This window comes from Streptomyces sp. NPDC107575 (assembly GCF_055657265.1).
Genome location: NZ_JBVKBG010000002.1, coordinates 158,942 through 176,872, shown reverse-complemented (window position 1 = coordinate 176,872; position 17,931 = coordinate 158,942). Strand labels below are relative to the sequence as shown.

The window sequence follows — 17,931 nt, the reverse complement described above, 5'->3', positions numbered from 1 at the left end:
CGGACCGCCCGGCACCCGCGCCGGCGGTCGCTGCCGGGCGTCACGATTGCGTCAACTCCCCTCCCCCGAGGGAGGGCGAGGGCCGAGGAGGCCGCCATGTCCCAGGAAGCCGTGCCCGATGAGGCCGTGCACGACACGCCCGCGCCGGAGCAGGAGGGCGCACCCAAGGGTCTGCTGCAGCAGATGGAAGAGCTGATGGCCGCGCTCAACGCCGACCTGACTCAGCTCGACGCCGACCTCCAGCAGCCGCCCAGGAATTCGCCGCCGATCGGCGAAGACAGCTGAGCGGGACGCCCACCGCGTCAGGCGCCCACGGCGCCAACGGGTCGGCTCCGGAGCCCGGGCCCTGCCGGGCCCCGGGCCGTGCGCGCGCCCGCCGGGGTCACGCCGCCGAGTCCGAGTCCGGCTCCGGCGCGGGCGCTCGGTCTGCGAGGGGCAGCGCACGGCCGCCCTCCGGGAGCCGCCGCAGTATCTCGAGGATTCTGTCCCGCGATTCGTCCGCCGCGTCGATCGCCTCCATGCACTGCCAGTAGGCCCCCTCCTCGAACGACTCGCTCGCCACCGCGACGAGCGCTATGCCCACGTCGCCCAGCAGCGCTCCGAGGTCCGTCAACGCCCGGTGCACATCCCCCAGTTCGGTCAGCTGCGCCGCCCGTATTCCCCCGGCCCCCACGACCGGCGTCGCCGATCCGCCGCTGCCTCGCGCCCCCGCCTCGCTCAGCCCCAGCGCCTCGCCCCGTAATTCCGGTGGCCCCTGCATCGCGAGGCGGCTCCCCATCGCCTGCGCCAACGCCTGTGCCTGCCATGCCTCCCTCATGATGTCCCGCGGGTCCTGGCTCTGCGCCAGGGCCCGTCGGCCGACCCCGATGAGCCGTACCGCATCCATCGCGTCCCCGTCCGTCTCCCGCCCGAACTCCTTCGTCCACTACCCAGAGTGAAGGCATGTGCGGCGAAAAGCCAGGGGAAGCCCGAAATCTGTGGACACAAGGCTCGATGTGGATAAGTCGATGACTCCGGAGAGTGACAATCGGTGCTCCGGCGGGCAGTTGGCGGAGCCGGCGCCTCCGCCCGGCCTGTCCGGATCCCCCGCCCGATTCGCTCGCCCGGCTCCTATCCGGCTCCCTCGCCCCGCGCCGGGAACCGCCGCTCGTTGCGGTCGATCTTCGCCGACAGCGCGGCCAGCGCGTCGACGCCCAGGACCTCGCACAGTTGCAGGAGATACGCGAGGACGTCGGCGATCTCGTCCTCGACCCGGTGCGCGGACTCCGGGTCCTCCATCACGCGGGCCGACTGCTCGGGGGTCAACCACTGGAAGATCTCGACCAGTTCGGACGCCTCCACGCTCAGCGCGGCCGCCAGGTTCTTCGGCGTGTGGAAGGGCTGCCAGTCGCGGGCGACCGCGAACCGGGCCAGCCGCGCCTGCAGGCCCGCCACGTCGAGCGGTCGGCGTTCTTCGTGCACCTGGTCCTCTTCACGTTCCTCGTTCATCGCCCCAGGTCTACCATCGTCGCCCCCTCGGCCCGCGCTCCCCGCTCCGCCTCGGACCCCTCGCCCACCGCGGCGACGAGCCGGATGTGCCCCCGGGCGCACATCCGGGCGGCCAGCGCCGTGAGTTCGGCGCACTGGGTGCGGTCGAGGCCCCGGTCGAAGCCGTCCGCGAGGATCGTCAGGCTCTGGTACGCCTCCGGGACCTCCGCGGCCGTGTCGACGGCGAGCACGCGGGGCCCGGTGAGCAGCACGAGCGCGAGGGCCAGGTACCTCAACTCACCTTCCGCGAGCCGCTCGACGGGGCTGGTCACCCCGCCGCCGCGGTCCACGACCGCGCGCACGGACCCGTTGGGCGCCGCCACGGCGCGTACGTCGGTCACCGGTCCCACGAGCCCCGCACGGGCCGCCGCGACGAACAGCCCGTGCCTGGTGGCGCACTCGGCGCCGGTGCGGCGCAGCACCGCGGCGAGGTTGTCGCAGCCGCCGTGCAGCCGGTCGGCCGCCGCGGGGGCGGGGGTGCGCATCCGCGTGGGGTCGGGGTCGCAGGCGAAGGTGGAGCGCAGGCCGACGACGACCTGTTCGGCCGCGGCGAGCACTTTGCGCTGCCCCTCGGTGCGGCCGGCGACGCGCAGCGGCAGCATCGCCGTGCCGAGCAGGTCGTCCGGCAGCGGACCGCGCGTCACGGGCACGGACCCCGCGGTGTGCCAGGCGGCCTGGACGTCGCGCCTGCCAGGGTCGCGCAGGGCGGTCTCCAGGTACGTGATGTCGGGCCCGGTCAGTCGTTCGCCGACGACGCGGAGTTCGGGTTCGGCCTGGACGGCGAGGTCGAGCCGTACGGGTCCCGCCGGGCCTTCGACGGTGCAGCCGATGTGGAATCCGCGGCGTCGTTCGGCGTCGGGCCGCGCGCGTTCGGGAACGTAGGCCCGTGGGTCGGGGAACACGTCCGCGAGGTGTGCTCCGCCGCCGAGTCCCGCGAGCGCCGCGAAGGCGCGCAGCAGGCTGGACTTGCCGCTGCCGCTGGGACCCGACACGGCGGTGAACGGGCCGAGGGCGGCGATGGTGCCGCGGTGGCGGGCGAAGGCGGCGAGCCTGAGCCGGGTCACGCGCGGTCGGTCGGGAGACGCGCCGGGGGTCGGGGTCGAGCCCCGGCGGAGCACGGTCATGGGACGAACGTAGGCGGGCCGGATGCGCAGAACCGTTTGCGCGGAACGCCCTTCCTACGATCGGGGGACTATGCCTCGCGGGCTTGCCCGGACGTCCACCAGGCCGTGCTCAGGACACGGCGCCCTGCACCAGCCCCTGGACCTCGGTGCCGGGAGGCGCCAGCAGGAAGACGTTGCGGTCGACGCGGTGCATGCCGCAGCCGAGGCCCATGACGACGCCGCTGCTGAAGTCCAGGACCCGCTTGGCGACTTCGGTCTCGGCGCCGGTCAGGTCGAGCAGCACCGGTATGCCGGACATGACGGTCTCGGCGACCTCGCGCGCGTCGCCGAAGACGTTGACGCGCAGGACCACGAAGCGGCGCCGCGGTTCGGTGTCCGCCTCGGGCATCGCCCGGTGGTCGACGGCTGACGGCCACTCGTTGCGGCTGCGCAGCGGCACGACCTGGGCGAGCCCTTCCCACTGTTCGTCGGTGACGTCGTGGCTGTTCAGTTCCCCCACCCCGTTTGGGCTCGCACTTGTGTCTGCACCGCCCAATTCTTACGCGATGTAACCCGTTCGGCCCAACACCGACACACTCCGGAGCCCGTGCGTCCGGTCACACCTGGTCGGCGGAGCGCGCCAGCCAGCGCCCCGCATGCCGCGTGACCTCGATGGGACGCCCGAAGCAGGACGTCATCAGGTCCTTCGTCAGGACGTCGTCCACGGCGCCGCTCGCGAGGACGCGGCCCTCGCGCAGCAGGAGGGCGTGACTGATGGCCGGGGAGAGTTCTTCCAGGTGGTGGGTGACGGTCACGGTCGCCAACTCGGGCCGTCCGGCCGCGAGCTGACGCATCGTGTCGATGAGGTCCTCGCGCGAGGGCAGGTCGAGCGCGTTGAACGGCTCGTCGAGCAGGAGCAGCGCCGGGTCCGCCATGAGGGCGCGGGCGATGAGGAGGCGGGCCCGCTGCCCGCCGGAGCACACCCCGTACGGGCGGTCGGCGAGCTCCTTGATCTGGAGTTCGGCGAGCAGCGCGTGGGCGCGCTCGCGCACCTCGTCGTCGTACGACTTCCACAGCGGCTGGACGGTGCCGCTGTGGCCGGTGAGGACGACGGTGTGGCCCGGCAGGTCCTGGGGGACGCGCTGCGAGGTGGAGACGTGGCCGATGAGGGCGCGCAGCTCGCGGACGTCGACGCGGCCGAGCCGATGGCCGAGGACCTCGACGGTGCCGGTGGTGGGGTGGTTCGTGGCGCCGACGAGCCGCAGGATGCTGGTCTTGCCCGCGCCGTTCGGCCCGAGCAGCGCCCAGTGCTCGCCGGACCGCACGGTCCAGTCGATGTCGTCGAGGATGACCTGGCCGGTGGTGAAGCGGCGCATGCCCACGCCGTCGAGGGCGGCCACGGCACGGCCCTCGCCCCGGTTCCCGTCCGTCCCGTTCATGGCGCCTCCAGCCTCGTCGTTCGACGGACGGAGAGTAGCTGTAAATGGCATTTATCCGGGCGGGCGTCCGAGTCGTGGACCGGCGCGGGGTCCACCGACCGGTGGACCCCGGGTTCCACCGGTCGCCGCTGTCCGCGCCCGCACCCTCGCGACCAGCATGGACGCCATGACCAACTACCCCGTACGCATGGCTCGTTGGAGCGCCGGGCACCCCTGGAGGGCGATCGCCGGCTGGTTCCTGTTCGTCGTCCTGTGCCTCGGCGCCGGGATCACCGTGGGTGGCAACGCCGCCACGTCCGCCGATTTCGGTGTCGGTGAGGCGGGGCGCGGCGAGGCGATCGCCCGGGAGGGCGGGCTCGCGCAGCGGCCCGTCGAGCGGGTGCTGATCGAGGGCCGTGGCCCCGGGCGCCTCGACCGGGCGGCGGGCGCCGCCGTCGCCGAGGACGTCACCGGCCGGATGCGGGGGCTGCCCGAGGTGCGGTCCGTGGCCGGGCCCGTGTGGTCGAAGGACGGCTGGGCGGTCCGCGTCGACATCACCATGAAGGGCGCCGAGCTCGACGGGAAGAAGCACGTCGATCCGCTGCGGGCGCAGACCGCCGCGGTGCAGAAGGCGCACCCGGAGCTGCGCGTCGAGGAGACGGGCGGGCCCTCGATCAGCCAGGGCGTCGACAAGCTGCGCGGCAGCGACCTCTCCCGTACGGAGATGATCGCGCTGCCCATCACGCTGCTCACGCTGCTGCTCGTGTTCCGGTCCGTGGCGATGGCGACGGTGCCGCTGCTGCTCGCGCTGTCCGCGATCGTCGCGTCGATCGGTCTGTCGATGCTCGCCTCGCACGTCTTCCCCGACGCGGGGGTCGGCACCAACATCATTCTGCTGATCGGGCTCGCCGTCGGCGTCGACTACACACTCTTCTATCTGAAGCGGGAGCGTGAGGAACGGGCGCTTTCCGGCGGGAAGTTGGACTCGCGGGCCCTGGTGGAGATCGCCGCCGCCACGTCCGGTCGCGCGGTCGTGCTCTCCGGGTTCGCGGTCGCCGTGTCCAGCGCGACGCTGTATCTCGCCGACGACGTGATCTTCTCGTCGATCGCGACGGCCGCGATCCTGGTGACGCTGGTCGCCGTGGTCAGCTCGCTGACGGTGCTGCCCGCGCTTCTCGTGAAGATCGGGGCGCGGGCCGAGCGCCGCGCCGCCCGCAAGCCACGGAAGGTGCGGCAGCCGAAGCCCGTACGGCACAACGCCCTGCTGCGCCTCACCGCTCGCCGGCCCGGTGCCGTGCTGATCGTCGCGGTCCTCGCGATGCTGGCCCTCGCGGCTCCCCTGCTCGGCCTGAAGCTCACCGACATGGGCCGTGAGACGCACTCGCGGCAGACCCAGTCGATGCCCACCTTCGACCGGTTGAACGCGGCGTTCCCCGAGGTCAAGGCGTCACATCAGGTTCTCGTACGGGCCGGCGCGGGGCGTGCGGACGAGGTGGCGAAGGCGCTGCGCTCGCTCGCCGAGGACGCCAAGGACGACCCCGGCCTGAACGGCACGTACCGCCTGCGCGGCTCCGCCGACCACCGCGTCACCTCGCTCGAACTGCCCGTCCCGCACTACGTCAGCACGAAGCCCGCGCAGGAGTCGCTGGAGCGGCTGCGCACGGAGTATCTGCCGCGTGCCGTCGGCGAGTTGGGCGGCGGCATAGACGTCGCCGTCTCCGGTGACGTCGCCCGCTACGCCGACTATCCCGCGCACCAGAAGGAGAAGCTGCCGCTGATCATCGGGGCGCTGCTGCTCGTGACGTTCGCGATGACCGTGTGGGCCTTCCGGTCCGTGACGCTCGGCCTCGTCGGTGTCGCCCTGAACCTGCTGTCGGCGGCCGCCTCGCTGGGCGTCCTCACCTTTGTCTTCCAGGGGAGTTGGGCCGAGGGGCTGCTCGACTTCCAGTCGACGGGCACGATCGGTTCGCGGGTGCCGCTGTTCCTCTTCGTGATCCTCTTCGGGCTCTCGATGGACTACCAGGTGTTCGTGATCAGCCGGATCAAGGAGGCCGCCGAGCGCGGAGTACCGACGCGGCAGGCGGTGCTCGACGGGGTAGGCAGCTCGGCCGGGGTGGTGACCAGCGCGGCGTTCGTGATGGTGACCGTGTTCGCGAGCTTCGTGTCGCTGCACTTCATCGAGATGAAGCAGATCGGGTTCAGCCTGGCCGTGGCGGTGCTCCTGGACGCCTTCGTGATCCGGGTGCTGATCCTGCCCGCGCTCATGCTGCTGCTGGGCGAGCGGAGTTGGTGGCCCTCGCGCGGGCCGCTGCGAGCCGGAAAGTCCACGGCCGGGCGTCCGCTCGCGAACGTAGGCTGACCGCCGTGGACAGCAGCCGAGCGCCTCTCCTCGCCCCTGGGCCCACCGTGCCCGTGCTCCACCGCTGGAACGCCGTGGTGTGGGTGCTGTGCGGACTGGTGCCGCCCGCCCTCGCGGTGGCGGACACCCCGGCCGGGACGAAGTACCCGACATTCGTGCTGCTGTCCGCCATGACCTGCGCATACGCGGCCGTGGCGATGTTCCCCGGGCGGGAGCTGCTGCGGCCGACCGGCTACCTCGTACTGCTCGCCGCCGGGGTCGGCGCGGTGGCGTACACGATGGGCAGCGGCGCCGCCCTGTTCATCGTGTCGCTGCCGCACTTCTGGATCTACGCGTCCGGGCCCGGCGCCGCCCTCGCCCTCAGCGGTGCGGCGGCCGCGCTCACGGCCGCGGGCACCATCGCCGGGCGAGACCCGGGCACCCAACTGCTCGGCGGCAACGTCCTGTTCACGCTCGCCGGGTACGCCGCCGGGTCCACGGTGGGCCTCCTCGTGCACCGGGTCACCGAGCAGGGCGAGGCGCGCACGCAGCGGCTGAGCGAGGAACTCGCGGACACGCAACAGGCGTTGGCCGAGGCGCACCGCAAGCAGGGTGCGGCGGACGAGCGGGAGCGGATGGCCCGCGAGATCCACGACACGCTCGCCCAGGGCTTCGCCTCGATCATCGTCCTCGCGGAGGCGGCCCGCGCCGGTCTCGCGTCCGAATCGGCACGCTCCGCCCAGCAGTTGACGTCGATCGAGCAGACGGCGCGGGAGAACCTGGCGGAGGCCCGCGCCCTCGTCGGCGCCACGCCACCACCGGGCGGCGGCGCCCAGGGGTCGGTGGCGGGCACGCTGCGCCGCACCCTCGACCGGTTCGCCGAGGACACCGGGATCACGGTGGAGGCCGAGCTGGCCGAGGCCGACTGCGACCAGCAGACCCGGATCGCGCTGCTGCGCTGCACGCAGGAGTCGCTCGCCAACGTCCGCAAGCACGCCGCGGCTTCGACCGTCGTCGTGGTCCTGGAGCAGGCCGCGTACGGCATCGATCTGGAGATCACCGACGACGGCCACGGCTTCGACGTGTCCTCGGCGCGCGGCTTCGGCCTCGACGGCATGCGCAAGCGGCTCGCCGAACTCGGCGGCGAGCTGACCGTCACCAGCTCACCGGGGGACGGCACCCGCGTACTGGCCCAACTGCCCGGCACCCGGGCCGAGGAGGAGCGAGCATGACCGACGCCGCGAAGCTGAAGGTCGTCGTGGTCGACGACCACACCGTGATGCGGGCCGGAGTCGTCGCCCTGCTCGCGCCGGAGCCCGGGATCGAGGTCGTCGGCGAGGCGGACGACGGCCGCTCCGGCGTCGCGCTCGTCGAGGATCTGGCCCCCGATGTGGCCCTGCTCGACCTGCGGATGCCGGGGCTCGACGGGGTGGCTGCGACCGAGCGGATCGTCGCCGGGCCGAGCCGCACCCGCGTCCTGATCCTGACGACGTACGACACGGACACCGAGATCGAACGCGCGGTGGAGGCGGGCGCGATCGGCTACCTCCTCAAGGACACCACGCGCGACCAGCTCGTCGACGCGATCCACTCGGCGGCGCGCGGCGAGACGGTGCTGGCCCCGCGCGTCGCACAGAAGCTCGTGGCGAAGCTGCGCCGCCCGACGCAGACGGCACTGACCGCGCGCGAAGTCGACGTCCTGACGGCGGTCGCGGACGGCCTCTCCAACCCCGACATCGCAAAGCGCCTCGTGATCGGCGAGGCGACCGTGAAGACACACCTGCTGCGCATCTTCGCGAAGCTGGACGTCAGCGACCGCACACGCGCCGTGGTCGTGGCGATGGAGCGCGGGGTGCTGTAGGGCGCGGGGGCCGTGGGCCCCGGTCGCGGGCCGGAAAACCGGAACCGTGCACGACCGTTGACACCCCCACTGACCAAGTGATCTATTCACTTTATGAGTTACGCCGATCAACCCTCGCTGTCCGAGCGCCTCGCGGACGACATAGTCGAGATCATCCGGACCGAACGGCTCTCCCCCGGCGACGCCCTGGCCTCCTCGCGCGAGCTGGCCAAGCGGTTCGAGGTGACGACGCCGACCGTGCGGGAGGCGCTGCGACGCCTGGAGGCCATGCAGGTCGTGGAGTTCCGGCACGGTTCGGGGACGTATGTCGGGCCCGGCGTGGAGCGGCGGCTGCTCGCCAATCCGCACCGGCCGCGCACCTCCCGGCGGTCCGTGCTCGAACTCGTCGAGGCGCGTCTCGTCGTCGAACCGGCGGTGGCGGCCGAGGCGGCCCGGATCCGACTCCCGCAAGGGGTCGAGCAGTTGGAGCACGCGGCGGCCAACGCCCTGTTCCCGCCCGAGGAGTCGCTGCGCCGCTCCGTGCACTTCCACGTGGCGCTCGCGACGGCCAGCGGGAACGCGCTGCTGAAGGAGACCGTCGAGGCGCTGCTCCAGGTCCGCGCCCGCGACCAGGTCGAGATCCGGCACCGCTACAACGACCGGGAGCGCGACCACGCCGAGCATCTCCAGATCGTCGAGGCGGTACGCGAGGGGGACACGGCGGCGGCCGAACGGCTCACCCGCGAGCACCTGACCGCGATCCGGGACACCGTGCTCGGCGCCGAGTTCCCCGACGGAGGTGAGCTCGCGTGAGCCCCGAACAGCCACTCAGGCTGGCCGAGTTGACGACCGAGGAAGCCACTGAGGCCGTCACCCGCGCCCCCGTCGTCATCATCCCCGCCGGCGCCTACGAGCAGCACGGCCCGGGCATGCCGATCGCCACCGACACCATCCGCGCCGAGCGGATCGCCGACCTCGTCGGGACCCGGCTCGCCGGCCGTGTGGTGATCGGCCCGCCGCTCCCGGTCGGCGTCTCGCCGCACCACATGGCGTTCGCGGGGACGGTGACGCTGACGACGACCACGTTCGCCGCCGTTGTGCGCGAGTACGTGGAGAGCCTGCGGCGGCACGGCTGGCGGCGGTTCCTGGTGCTCACCGGGCACGGCGGGAACAACGCGGCGCTGACCACCGTGGCGCAGGACCTGCTCGTGTCCCATCCGGACGTGCGGTTCGCCTGGTCGCCGGTGACCGCGCTCGCCTCCGGCGTGGTGGCGGGCATGGGCGTGAGCGAGGTGCACGGCCACAGCGGCGAGGCCGAGACCGCCCAAATGCTGCACCTCGCACCGGAGTTGGTCCATCGGGAGCGGCTGCGGCCGGGTTCCGTGTCCATGGACGAGCTGAAGCCCGAGGCGCGCCTCGCCCGTTCCTTCTCCCAGCCGACACTCACCCTGCCCTACGACGAGCTGAGCGCCAACGGCGTGCTCGGCGACCCGACGTCGGCCACGGCCGAGGACGGGGCGGCCATCGTGGCCGCCGCCGTCGAGCGCGTGTCCGCGTTCGTCGAGGAATGGCTCGACCTGTAACCCCCTGACCCGCCCCCCGCGCACCTGACCGTCGTCCCTCTGAGCAACCCTCATTTAGGAGCCGCAATGAAGGGTCTACTTCGGCGTGCCTGCGTACTGGCCGCCATGCTCGTCGCCGTCCCGTTCGCCCCCGCCCACGCCGCCGACTCTCCCCGCTCCGGCGGCTGCGGCGCCCCCGCCCCGCAACCGCCGGGCACCAGCGCCGCGCACACCATGACCAGCGGCGGCCGCGAGCGCACGTATCAGCTGCATCTCCCCGACGGCTATACGCCCGACCGCAGTTGGCCGCTGATCGTCGCCTACCACGGGCGCGGCAACACCGGCGCGGGCACCGAGGCGTTCTCCCGCCTGTCCACGCTGCCCGCGATCGTCGCCTACCCGAACGGCGTCGTCGGCACCGGCGACGGGGAGCGGCAGGCCTGGCAGGGCGCCCCGTACGCGGCGGCCGGCGTGGACGACGTCGCGTTCACCGGGGACCTCCTCGACTCGCTCGAAGGCTCGCTGTGCGTGAACGAGCGGCGGGTGTACGCCACCGGGAAGTCGAACGGCGCCGGGTTCACCGGCCTGCTCGCCTGCCGGATGTCCGACCGGTTCGCGGCCGTGGCCCCGGTCGCCGGGGCCTTCTACCCCGGCACCCGCGAGGGCGGCTGCGACCCGGAGCGACCGATGCCCGTCCTCGACTTCCACGGCACCGGCGACGCCACCATCCCGTACGCGGGCGACGCCGACCGCGGGCTGCCCGCGATCCGGGACTGGGTGCGCGAGTGGGCCGACCGGGACGGCTGCCGCACCCGGACGCCCGACCAGGTGACCGAGCCCGACATCACGACGTCGCGGTGGACCGGCTGCGCGGGCGGCGCGGAGGTGGCACACGTCGCGGTCACCGACGGCGGACACACCTGGCCGGGCGCCGACGGCTACAGCGGCGGTGGCTACACCACGCAGACGATCCAGGCCCACGAGGTGATGTGGGCGTTCTTCGGCAACCACCAACTCCCGTCCGCACCGCACTAGTTCGGAGCCGCCATCATGACCGTACAGAGAGAGGCACCGTCGCCCGCCGGAGCCGAGGGGGCGCGGCTGCCCTTCGTCATCCGGGCCCTCGGTGTCGTCGAGCGGGCGGGGAACGCGCTGCCGCATCCGTTCTGGCTGTTCTGGATCCTGTCGGCGGTGCTCGCCGTCGTCAGCGCCGTGCTCGCCGGGCTCGACGTGTCCGTGGTGTCGCCCGCCGACCACAAGACCGTCGTCGTACAGAACCTGCTCAGCGGCGACGGGCTCGCCATGGCGGTCTCGACGATGGTGTCGAACTTCGCCGAGTTCCCGCCGATGGCGACGATCGTGGTCGTCATCATGGGCGTCGCCGTCGCCGAGCGCAGCGGGTTCCTGTCCGCCGCGATGAAGGTCGGGGTCGCGCGGGTGCCCGCGTCGTGGGTGGTGTTCGCCGTCGCGTTCGCCGGGACGGTGGCGCACGTCGCGTCGGCCGCCGCGTACATCATCCTGGTGCCGCTCGGCGGGCTCGCCTTCCGTGCCGTGGGCCGCTCCCCGATCCTCGGCATCGTCGTGGCGTACACGTCGATCGCCTCCGGCTACGACGCGAGCCCGGTGCCCACGCCGAACGACGCGATCTTCGCGGGCATCACGACGGCCGCCGCGAAGATCGCGGGCGGCGACGACGCGTATGTGTCGCCGCTGTCCAACTGGTTCTTCAACATCGCCTCCTCGCTCCTGCTGGCCACGGTCATCACACTGGTCACGCGCTGGGTGCTCGCCAAGCGGCCCGATCTCGACCCGGACCCCGACGCCGACGTCGAGGACCTCGGCACGCTGGACCTCAGCGAGCGCGAACGGTCCGCGCTGCGACGCGCGCTGCTCGCGCTCGGCGGCGGCCTGGTGCTGGTCGTGGCGGCGCTCGCACCCACGTCCTCGCCGCTGCGCGGGGACGGCGGCAGCATCGTCGAGTCGCCGTTCATCGACGGCATCGCGGCGGTCGTGGCCATCCTGTTCGCGCTGACCGGCATCGTGTACGGGGCGCGCTCGGGCTCGATCGCGAAGCCCGGCGACGTACCGAAGCTGATGGCGGCAGGCGTGAAGCAGATGGCGCCGGTCCTCGTGCTGTTCTTCGCGATCGCCCAGTTCCTCGCCTACTTCGACTGGACGCACATCGGCGACGTCCTGGCGGTGCGGGCGGCGGAGCTCCTGGAGCACAGCGGGATGCCGATCGTCGTCGTCTTCCTGCTGATCCTGCTTCTGCTGACCGTCGTGAACGTCATGGTGACCAGCGGCTCCGCGATGTGGGCGCTGGCCGCGCCCGTCCTCGTACCGATGCTGATGCTGGCGCACGTGCCGGCCGAGACGACCCAGGCCCTGTTCCGCATCGCCGACTCCGGGTCGACCGCGATCACCCCGATGAGCCCGTACTTCGTCATGGCCCTCGGCTTCCTCCAGCGCTACCGCAAGGACGCGGGCATCGGCACCCTCGCCGCGTACACGCTGCCGCTGGCCATCGCGATGACGGCGGCGTGGACGCTGCTGTTCCTCGCGTGGTGGGCGCTGGGGATTCCGCTGGGACCCGGGGCGCCGGTGCGCTGAAATGGCCGCATCCTCGGCCGAGTTTACAAAACGTTCAGTAAACAATGCGGTGCACAGCTCCCGGGAATCCCCGGAACCCATTGACGCCCGGCGGAATTGCCGCCACCGTCTTGGCGACAAGCATTCCGCTCATTCCCGAGAGCTGGGACACCCATGAAAAGAATCAAACACGGAGTCGCCTTCCTTGCGGCGTCCGCGGCCATCGCGGCGGGCCTCTTCGCCTGGCCCGCTTCCGAGGAAGCACAGGCGTTCCCGCCGAGTTCCAAGCAGACCGTGCTGAATTACTTACGGTCCGTTTCCGGGAATCACATCATTTCCGGCCAGCACAACAAGGAACCCGCCACCGCACCCGGCCAGTACACGCAACAGGTCAAGGACATCACCGGCCAGTACCCGGGCCTGTGGGGCGGCGACCTGATGTTCAACGCCACCGACGTGGCGAACAGGCAGCGCGTGATCGACCAGGCGAAGACGGAGTGGAAGAACGGGTCGCTGGTCAGCCTGACCTGGCATGTCTGCCCGCCGACCGGCGGCAGCAGCTGCGCGTTCGAGGGCGGCGTGAAGTCGAACATCTCGGACGCGCAGTTCTCCCAGCTCGTCACCGACGGCACCGCCCTGAACACGGCGTGGAAGAAGCGGCTCGACGAAGTCGTGCCCTATCTCAAGCAGTTGAAGGACGCGGGAGTGCCCGCCCTCTTCCGGCCGCTCCACGAAATGAACGAGTCGTGGAACTGGTGGGGGAACAGGCCGGGCGCGAACGGCAGTGCGCGTCTCTACCAGATCACGCACGACTACCTGGCGAACACCAAGGGCCTGGACAATCTGATCTGGGTGTGGAACGTGCAGGACAATCCGGCGGGCGGCTGGAGCCGTTACTACCCGGGCAGCCAGTATGTCGATGTCGTGTCCCTCGACGCCTGGTACAAGAATTACCCGAGTTCGGCCGACTATCAGCAGATGCGGAGCATCGCCGGCACCAAGCCCATGGCCATCGCGGAAATGGGCAAGATGCCGAATGACTCGCTGCTCTCCAGCCAGCCGCAGTGGGCCTGGTTCATGCTCTGGTCCGAGCAGTTGCGCGGGAACAACACCAACGCCGAGATCCAGTCGACGTACTTCCACCCCCGCGTCCTGAACCAGGGCGAGCTCACGCTCTAGCCGGAATGCCCCGCGGCGGCGCGCTGCTGCCGCGGGGCACGAGCACGGGCGGCGCGACCGGCTCCGACGAAGGGTTGCGGCGGTGGACGACATCGAAGAGGCGGCGGGTGACATCGGCGCCGAAGGCGAAGACGTCGTGGCTCATGGCGGAGAGGTCCGGGTGCGTGAGCCGGCACAGCTGGGAGTCGTCCCAGGCGATCAGGCTGACGTCCCGCGGGACGTCCAGGCCCAGTTCGGCGGCCGCCGCGAGACCCGCGACGGCCATGATGTCGTTGTCGTAGACGATCGCCGTGGGCGGTCGCGCCGAGGAGAGCAGCCCGCGGGTGGCGCGGGCGCCCTGCTCTCCGGAGAAGTCGGTGGTGACACTGCGGGCCGGTTCGAGGCCGAGGTCGGCCGTCGCCCGGTGCAGGGCGGCGGTCCGCAGAATGGTGTGGCCGAACGCCGGGTGGCCGCCGACCCGGGCGATCCGCCGGTGCCCGAGCGCGGCGAGATGGCGCACCGCCTCGCGCACGGCGGTCTCGTCGTCCGTCCACACCGAGGTGTAGCCGCCGGCCAGCGACGGATGACCGACCGCCACCGCCGGGAGTCCGATGGCCCGCAGGGCGGCGATCCGGGGATCGTCGTGCTGGAGGTCGACCAGGATGGATCCGGCGATCATGCGGGAGCGCCACCACTGCCGGTGCACGGCGATCTCCCGGTCGGTGTCCCGCACGAGATGGAGGAGGAGCGAGCAGCCGTGCTCCTCCAGGACCGATTCGGCGCCCGCGATGAACTCCACGTAGAACGGCTCCAGTTGGAGCTGGCGTGCCGGTCGCGCGATGACGAGGCCCACGGTGTCCGCGGCGCCGGTCTCCGCCCCGGACAGCTTGCGCGGCGCCCGGTGCGGCGACCAGCCCAGCTCGGCGACCGCCGCCATGATGCGGCCGCGCGTGGCGTCGGAGACCCCGGGGCGGTTGTTGTACGCGAGGGAGACCGCGCCCCGCGACACCCCGGCGCGGGCCGCGACATCCGTGATCGTGACGCGTCGTGCGGTCCCGCCGGTCATTTCGTGGCACCCGACGTGAAGCCGTTGTAGATGTAGCGCTGCAGGAAGAGAAAGACGAGCAGCGTCGGCAGGATCACGAGGACGGTGCCGGCCGAGATGTCCTCCCAGTGCGCGCCGAACGGCCCTTTGAAGCGGAACAGGGCCGTGGAGATCGTCCCGTGCTCCTCAGACGGCATGTAGAGGAACGGGATGTAGAAGTCGTTGTACGTCGTGATGCCCTTGATGATGACGACGGTGGCGATGGCCGGCTTGAGCAGCGGCAGGATGATCTTCCAGTAGACGGTGAAGGTGTTGGCGCCGTCGATCCGCGCCGCCTCGTCCAGGGACCTCGGAATGCTCCTGATGAACTGCAGGAAGATGTAGATCGAGACGATGTCCGTGCCCATGTAGAGCAGGATCGGCGCCCACCTCGAGTCGAACAGGCCGAAGCTGTTGACCACTTGGAAGGTGGCGACCTGCGTCGTCACCCCGGGCACGAGCGTGGCGAAGAGGAACAGCGCCATGACCGTCTTCTTCAGCCGGAACTCGAAGCGGTCGATCGCATAGGCCGTCATCGAACCGATGAGGACGGTGCCGGTGATCGAGAACAGCAGGATGAACGCCGTGTTCCCGAACGCCGTGAGCATCTTGCCGTCGCGGAAGGCCGTGACGTAGTTGGACAGGTTCAGCCAGTCGTCGGGCAGGCTGAACGCCCCACCGCCCCGCGTGAGTTCGCCCGACGACTTCAGCGACGTGAGGAACACGACGACGAGCGGCACCAGGACCACGAGGGAGGCGACGACCAACGAGAGATACGTGAGGGCCGTGCCGACGCGCGGCCGCCCGCGGGCGGTGGCGGCCCGGTCCTGCGGTACGGGGAGCACGGTCATACGAGATCCACCTTGTCGTCGGGCACCAGGCGGCGCTGGATCCACGTGATCAGCAGGATGATCAGGAGCAGCACCACGGCGCAGGCCGAGGCGAGCCCCGTCTTGTTGAACTGGAAGGCGAGCTTCACCGTCTGGATGACGAAGGTCGACGTGCCGGTCGCGCCGCCGGTCATGATGTACGGGATCTCGAAGACGGCGAGCGAGCCCGAGACCGCCAGGATGACGCTGAGGCCGATCACCGGTTTGATGCCCGGCGCGATGATGTGCCGGAACTGCTGCCGGCGGCTCGCGCCGTCGAGCTGCGCGGCTTCGTACAGCTCCCCCGGGATCGACTGGATCGCGCCGAGGAACAGCACGAAGTTGAGTCCGGTGAACCGCCACACGGACACCCCCGCGAGCGAGGTGTTCGCCGACTCCGCGTCGCCGAGCCACGCGTGGTCGCCGCCGACCCCGAACCACGACAGGACCGAGTCGAGGGTGCCGCCGTCCTGGAAGAAGTACAGGAAGACGAAGCCGATGGCGACGCCGTTGATCAGGTACGGGAAGAACAGGATGCCCTTGAACAGGTTCCGGAAGCGCAGATCGAAGCTGAGCACCGTCGCGAAGTAGAGCGCGATCACGATCTGCACGGCGGACGCGGCCAGGTAGTAGAAGCTGACGAGGAACACCCTGAACAGCTCGGGCCGCGTGAAGAGTTGGACGTAGTTGTCGCCCCCGGTGAAGTTCCGCTCGGGACTGACACCGTCCCAGTCGGTGAAGCTGTAATAGAGCATGTTCCCGACCGGCACATACGTGAAGGTCACCAACAACCCGAGCGGCACCAGCAGAAACATCCAGGGGGTGATGCGGGTGACCCATCCAAGCCCCTGCGGCGATTGAGCAGCGGGGCCCGGGGCAGAGCCCCGAGACGTAGGAACGGTAGGCGCTGAAGCAACCTTCGCGTCGGAGGCCATGTCACCCGCCCGCCTTCGCGGCAGCATCGCCCCACCGCTCATCAAGCTCCGCGAAGTACCCCTCCAACGACCCCTTCTGCGCCCCTCGCGCGATGTCGACCAGCTTCTGCCGGTAGTCCGGCTTGCTGAACCCGATCTCCGCCGCGTTGTCGATGGCGTTGACCTCGCCGGTCTTCGCCTCCGAGCGCTCGATGTACTTGACATCGTTGTCCTCGAAGGGCTTCAGCGTGGCCGGCATCGGCGCGGAGCGCAGCGCGGAGACGGCGCCCTCCTTGGCCGCGTAGCCGGACTTCTCGGTGAACCAGTCGATCCAGGCGCGGGCGGCCGCCTTGTGCTCGGAGTGGATGTTCACGGCCTGCTGGTAGTCGGAGAGCATCGTGGCGCAGAACCGCCCGTCCTTCTGCACGGGGAACGGCATGAACCCGATGTCGTCCGGGTTCTCCCCCGCCTTCTTCGCGGCGTCCTGCATCTGCGTAACGGCCCAGGAGCCGAGCAGCATGCTCGATATCTTGCCCTTGGCCAGCAGGTTCTTGGAGTTCTCCCAGTTGGTGGTGGTCGGGTCCTTCTCGGCGTACTTGTCGTGGACGATGTCGTACAGCAGCGTGTCGATGACGTTGAGGTCGCTGCCCTCGGCCCACGGCTTCTTGTCTGCGGCGAGCTTGTCGTTGGCGAGCGCGTCGCAGCTGACGGAGCCAATGGAGTTGGACCAGGGGCTGCTGAGCGGCCAGCCGTCCTTGAAGTTCGTGTAGTACGGCACCGAGTCCGTGCGGCTCTTGACCGCCTTCAGGTCGTCGAGCAACTCCTGTGGTGCCGTTGGCCACTTGGTGACGCCGGCCTTCTTCCACACGGCCTTGTTGTAGAGGAACCCGTTGACCGTGCCGAAGCTGGCGATGCCGTACGTCTTCCCCCGGACGTCCGTCTTGCCGGTGAAGCGGTACGTCTTCTTCAGGTCGGAGGTCTCGCCGAGCGGGGCGAAGAACTTCGGGTAGTCGTTCTTGGCGATGACGCCGGGGATCATCAGCACGTCACCGTAGTTCTCGGTGTTCATGCGGATCTTGACTTCGCCCTCGTAGTCGGTGATGCCCTCGAACTTGACCTTCACCTTGGGGTACGTCCTGTTGAACTCGGCGGCGTACTTCTTCATCGCGCCGCTCTGTACGAGGTCGGTGCGGTGGGTCAGGACGGTGATGGTGCCCGACACGTCCTTGGGGTCGCCGGGCGCCTTCGCCTCACCGCCCGTACCCGTGCTTCCTCCACTGCACCCCGCGACGGCCAGCATCGCGGTGGCGAGCAGCGCGACGCCCAACGGCTTGCTCGGCTTCTTCCTCATGTGCCCCACTCCTTCGAGGGTTTGACGGCTCCGGCCCAGCGGCTGACGGCACTATGGCAGCGAACTGTGAACCGGTAAAGCCCCTTGGCGCGGCGAACCCCAAATCCACGTAGGGGAAGGAGACTAGACCGGTTCACTCAACCGGAGTTAAGTTGGCGCGGATCGCGAACTCAGGCCT

At 70.7% G+C, this 17,931-nt stretch carries 18 protein-coding genes; 9 read left to right on the top strand and 9 right to left on the bottom strand.

Features of this window, described 5'->3' with window-relative positions; translation table 11 throughout:
- Window positions 1–96: 96 nt before the first annotated feature.
- A complete protein-coding gene (locus ACZ7L4_RS07595) occupies window positions 97–285 on the top strand; it encodes a hypothetical protein (RefSeq protein ID WP_472100607.1) in 189 nt (62 codons plus the stop codon).
- Between the two features lie 97 nt (window positions 286–382).
- Here ACZ7L4_RS07595 and ACZ7L4_RS07590 read toward each other — a convergent pair whose 3' ends face one another.
- The 5 genes from ACZ7L4_RS07590 to ACZ7L4_RS07570 all read right to left on the bottom strand — a co-directional run bounded on the left by ACZ7L4_RS07590 (window position 383) and on the right by ACZ7L4_RS07570 (window position 4,069).
- Window positions 383–886: a DUF6099 family protein gene (locus ACZ7L4_RS07590; protein WP_472100606.1), complete on the bottom strand. Its 504-nt coding sequence runs from the start codon at window positions 884–886 to the stop codon at window positions 383–385.
- A 224-nt stretch (window positions 887–1,110) separates the two neighbouring features.
- Entirely contained in the window at window positions 1,111–1,488 is a 378-nt protein-coding gene (locus ACZ7L4_RS07585; RefSeq protein ID WP_450810790.1) for a nucleotide pyrophosphohydrolase, read from the bottom strand.
- Window positions 1,485–2,651 carry an ATP-binding protein gene (locus ACZ7L4_RS07580; protein ID WP_472100605.1) on the bottom strand — a complete coding sequence of 389 codons (1,167 nt, stop codon included), beginning with the start codon at window positions 2,649–2,651 and terminating at the stop codon, window positions 1,485–1,487. Before ACZ7L4_RS07580 ends, ACZ7L4_RS07585 begins: the two co-directional genes overlap by 4 nt.
- A 109-nt stretch (window positions 2,652–2,760) precedes the next feature.
- A complete protein-coding gene (locus tag ACZ7L4_RS07575; RefSeq protein ID WP_472101944.1) occupies window positions 2,761–3,141 on the bottom strand; it encodes a cell division protein SepF in 381 nt (126 codons plus the stop codon).
- A gap of 106 nt (window positions 3,142–3,247) precedes the next feature.
- Window positions 3,248–4,069, bottom strand: coding sequence for an ABC transporter ATP-binding protein (locus ACZ7L4_RS07570; protein WP_472100604.1), 822 nt, complete (start codon window positions 4,067–4,069; stop codon window positions 3,248–3,250).
- Between the two features lie 166 nt (window positions 4,070–4,235).
- Between ACZ7L4_RS07570 and ACZ7L4_RS07565 the strand changes: the two genes are divergently transcribed.
- From ACZ7L4_RS07565 to ACZ7L4_RS07530, 8 genes are all read left to right on the top strand, one after another.
- On the top strand, window positions 4,236–6,407 hold the full coding sequence (locus ACZ7L4_RS07565) for an MMPL family transporter (RefSeq protein WP_472100603.1): 2,172 nt from the start codon (window positions 4,236–4,238) through the stop codon (window positions 6,405–6,407).
- Window positions 6,408–6,412: 5 nt separating this feature from the next.
- Window positions 6,413–7,618, top strand: a complete 1,206-nt coding sequence (locus ACZ7L4_RS07560) for a sensor histidine kinase (protein ID WP_472100601.1) — start codon at window positions 6,413–6,415, stop codon at window positions 7,616–7,618.
- Window positions 7,615–8,247 (top strand): response regulator, encoded by a 633-nt coding sequence (locus tag ACZ7L4_RS07555; RefSeq protein ID WP_472100599.1) that lies wholly within the window; start codon window positions 7,615–7,617, stop codon window positions 8,245–8,247. Before ACZ7L4_RS07560 ends, ACZ7L4_RS07555 begins: the two co-directional genes overlap by 4 nt.
- Before the next feature lie 93 nt (window positions 8,248–8,340).
- On the top strand, window positions 8,341–9,039 hold the full coding sequence (locus ACZ7L4_RS07550) for a FadR/GntR family transcriptional regulator (protein WP_472100597.1): 699 nt from the start codon (window positions 8,341–8,343) through the stop codon (window positions 9,037–9,039).
- Window positions 9,036–9,809: a creatininase family protein gene (locus ACZ7L4_RS07545; protein ID WP_472100595.1), complete on the top strand. Its 774-nt coding sequence runs from the start codon at window positions 9,036–9,038 to the stop codon at window positions 9,807–9,809. Before ACZ7L4_RS07550 ends, ACZ7L4_RS07545 begins: the two co-directional genes overlap by 4 nt.
- A 66-nt stretch (window positions 9,810–9,875) precedes the next feature.
- On the top strand, window positions 9,876–10,823 hold the full coding sequence (locus ACZ7L4_RS07540; protein WP_472100593.1) for a CE1 family esterase: 948 nt from the start codon (window positions 9,876–9,878) through the stop codon (window positions 10,821–10,823).
- Window positions 10,824–10,838: 15 nt separating this feature from the next.
- Entirely contained in the window at window positions 10,839–12,398 is a 1,560-nt protein-coding gene (locus ACZ7L4_RS07535) for an AbgT family transporter (protein ID WP_472100591.1), read from the top strand.
- A 153-nt stretch (window positions 12,399–12,551) separates the two neighbouring features.
- A complete protein-coding gene (locus tag ACZ7L4_RS07530; RefSeq protein ID WP_472100590.1) occupies window positions 12,552–13,556 on the top strand; it encodes a glycosyl hydrolase in 1,005 nt (334 codons plus the stop codon).
- Here ACZ7L4_RS07530 and ACZ7L4_RS07525 read toward each other — a convergent pair.
- Genes ACZ7L4_RS07525 through ACZ7L4_RS07510 form a run of 4 tightly spaced genes read right to left on the bottom strand, consistent with a single transcriptional unit; the run spans window position 13,546 to window position 17,753 of the window.
- A complete protein-coding gene (locus tag ACZ7L4_RS07525; protein ID WP_472100588.1) occupies window positions 13,546–14,601 on the bottom strand; it encodes a LacI family DNA-binding transcriptional regulator in 1,056 nt (351 codons plus the stop codon). The genes ACZ7L4_RS07530 and ACZ7L4_RS07525 overlap by 11 nt on opposite strands.
- Entirely contained in the window at window positions 14,598–15,470 is an 873-nt protein-coding gene (locus tag ACZ7L4_RS07520) for a carbohydrate ABC transporter permease (RefSeq protein WP_472100587.1), read from the bottom strand. The genes ACZ7L4_RS07525 and ACZ7L4_RS07520 overlap by 4 nt, the downstream gene beginning before the upstream one ends.
- Window positions 15,467–16,423, bottom strand: a complete 957-nt coding sequence (locus tag ACZ7L4_RS07515; protein WP_472100586.1) for a carbohydrate ABC transporter permease — start codon at window positions 16,421–16,423, stop codon at window positions 15,467–15,469. The genes ACZ7L4_RS07520 and ACZ7L4_RS07515 overlap by 4 nt, the downstream gene beginning before the upstream one ends.
- A gap of 1 nt (window position 16,424) precedes the next feature.
- On the bottom strand, window positions 16,425–17,753 hold the full coding sequence (locus ACZ7L4_RS07510; RefSeq protein WP_472100585.1) for an ABC transporter substrate-binding protein: 1,329 nt from the start codon (window positions 17,751–17,753) through the stop codon (window positions 16,425–16,427).
- Window positions 17,754–17,931: the final 178 nt, after the last annotated feature.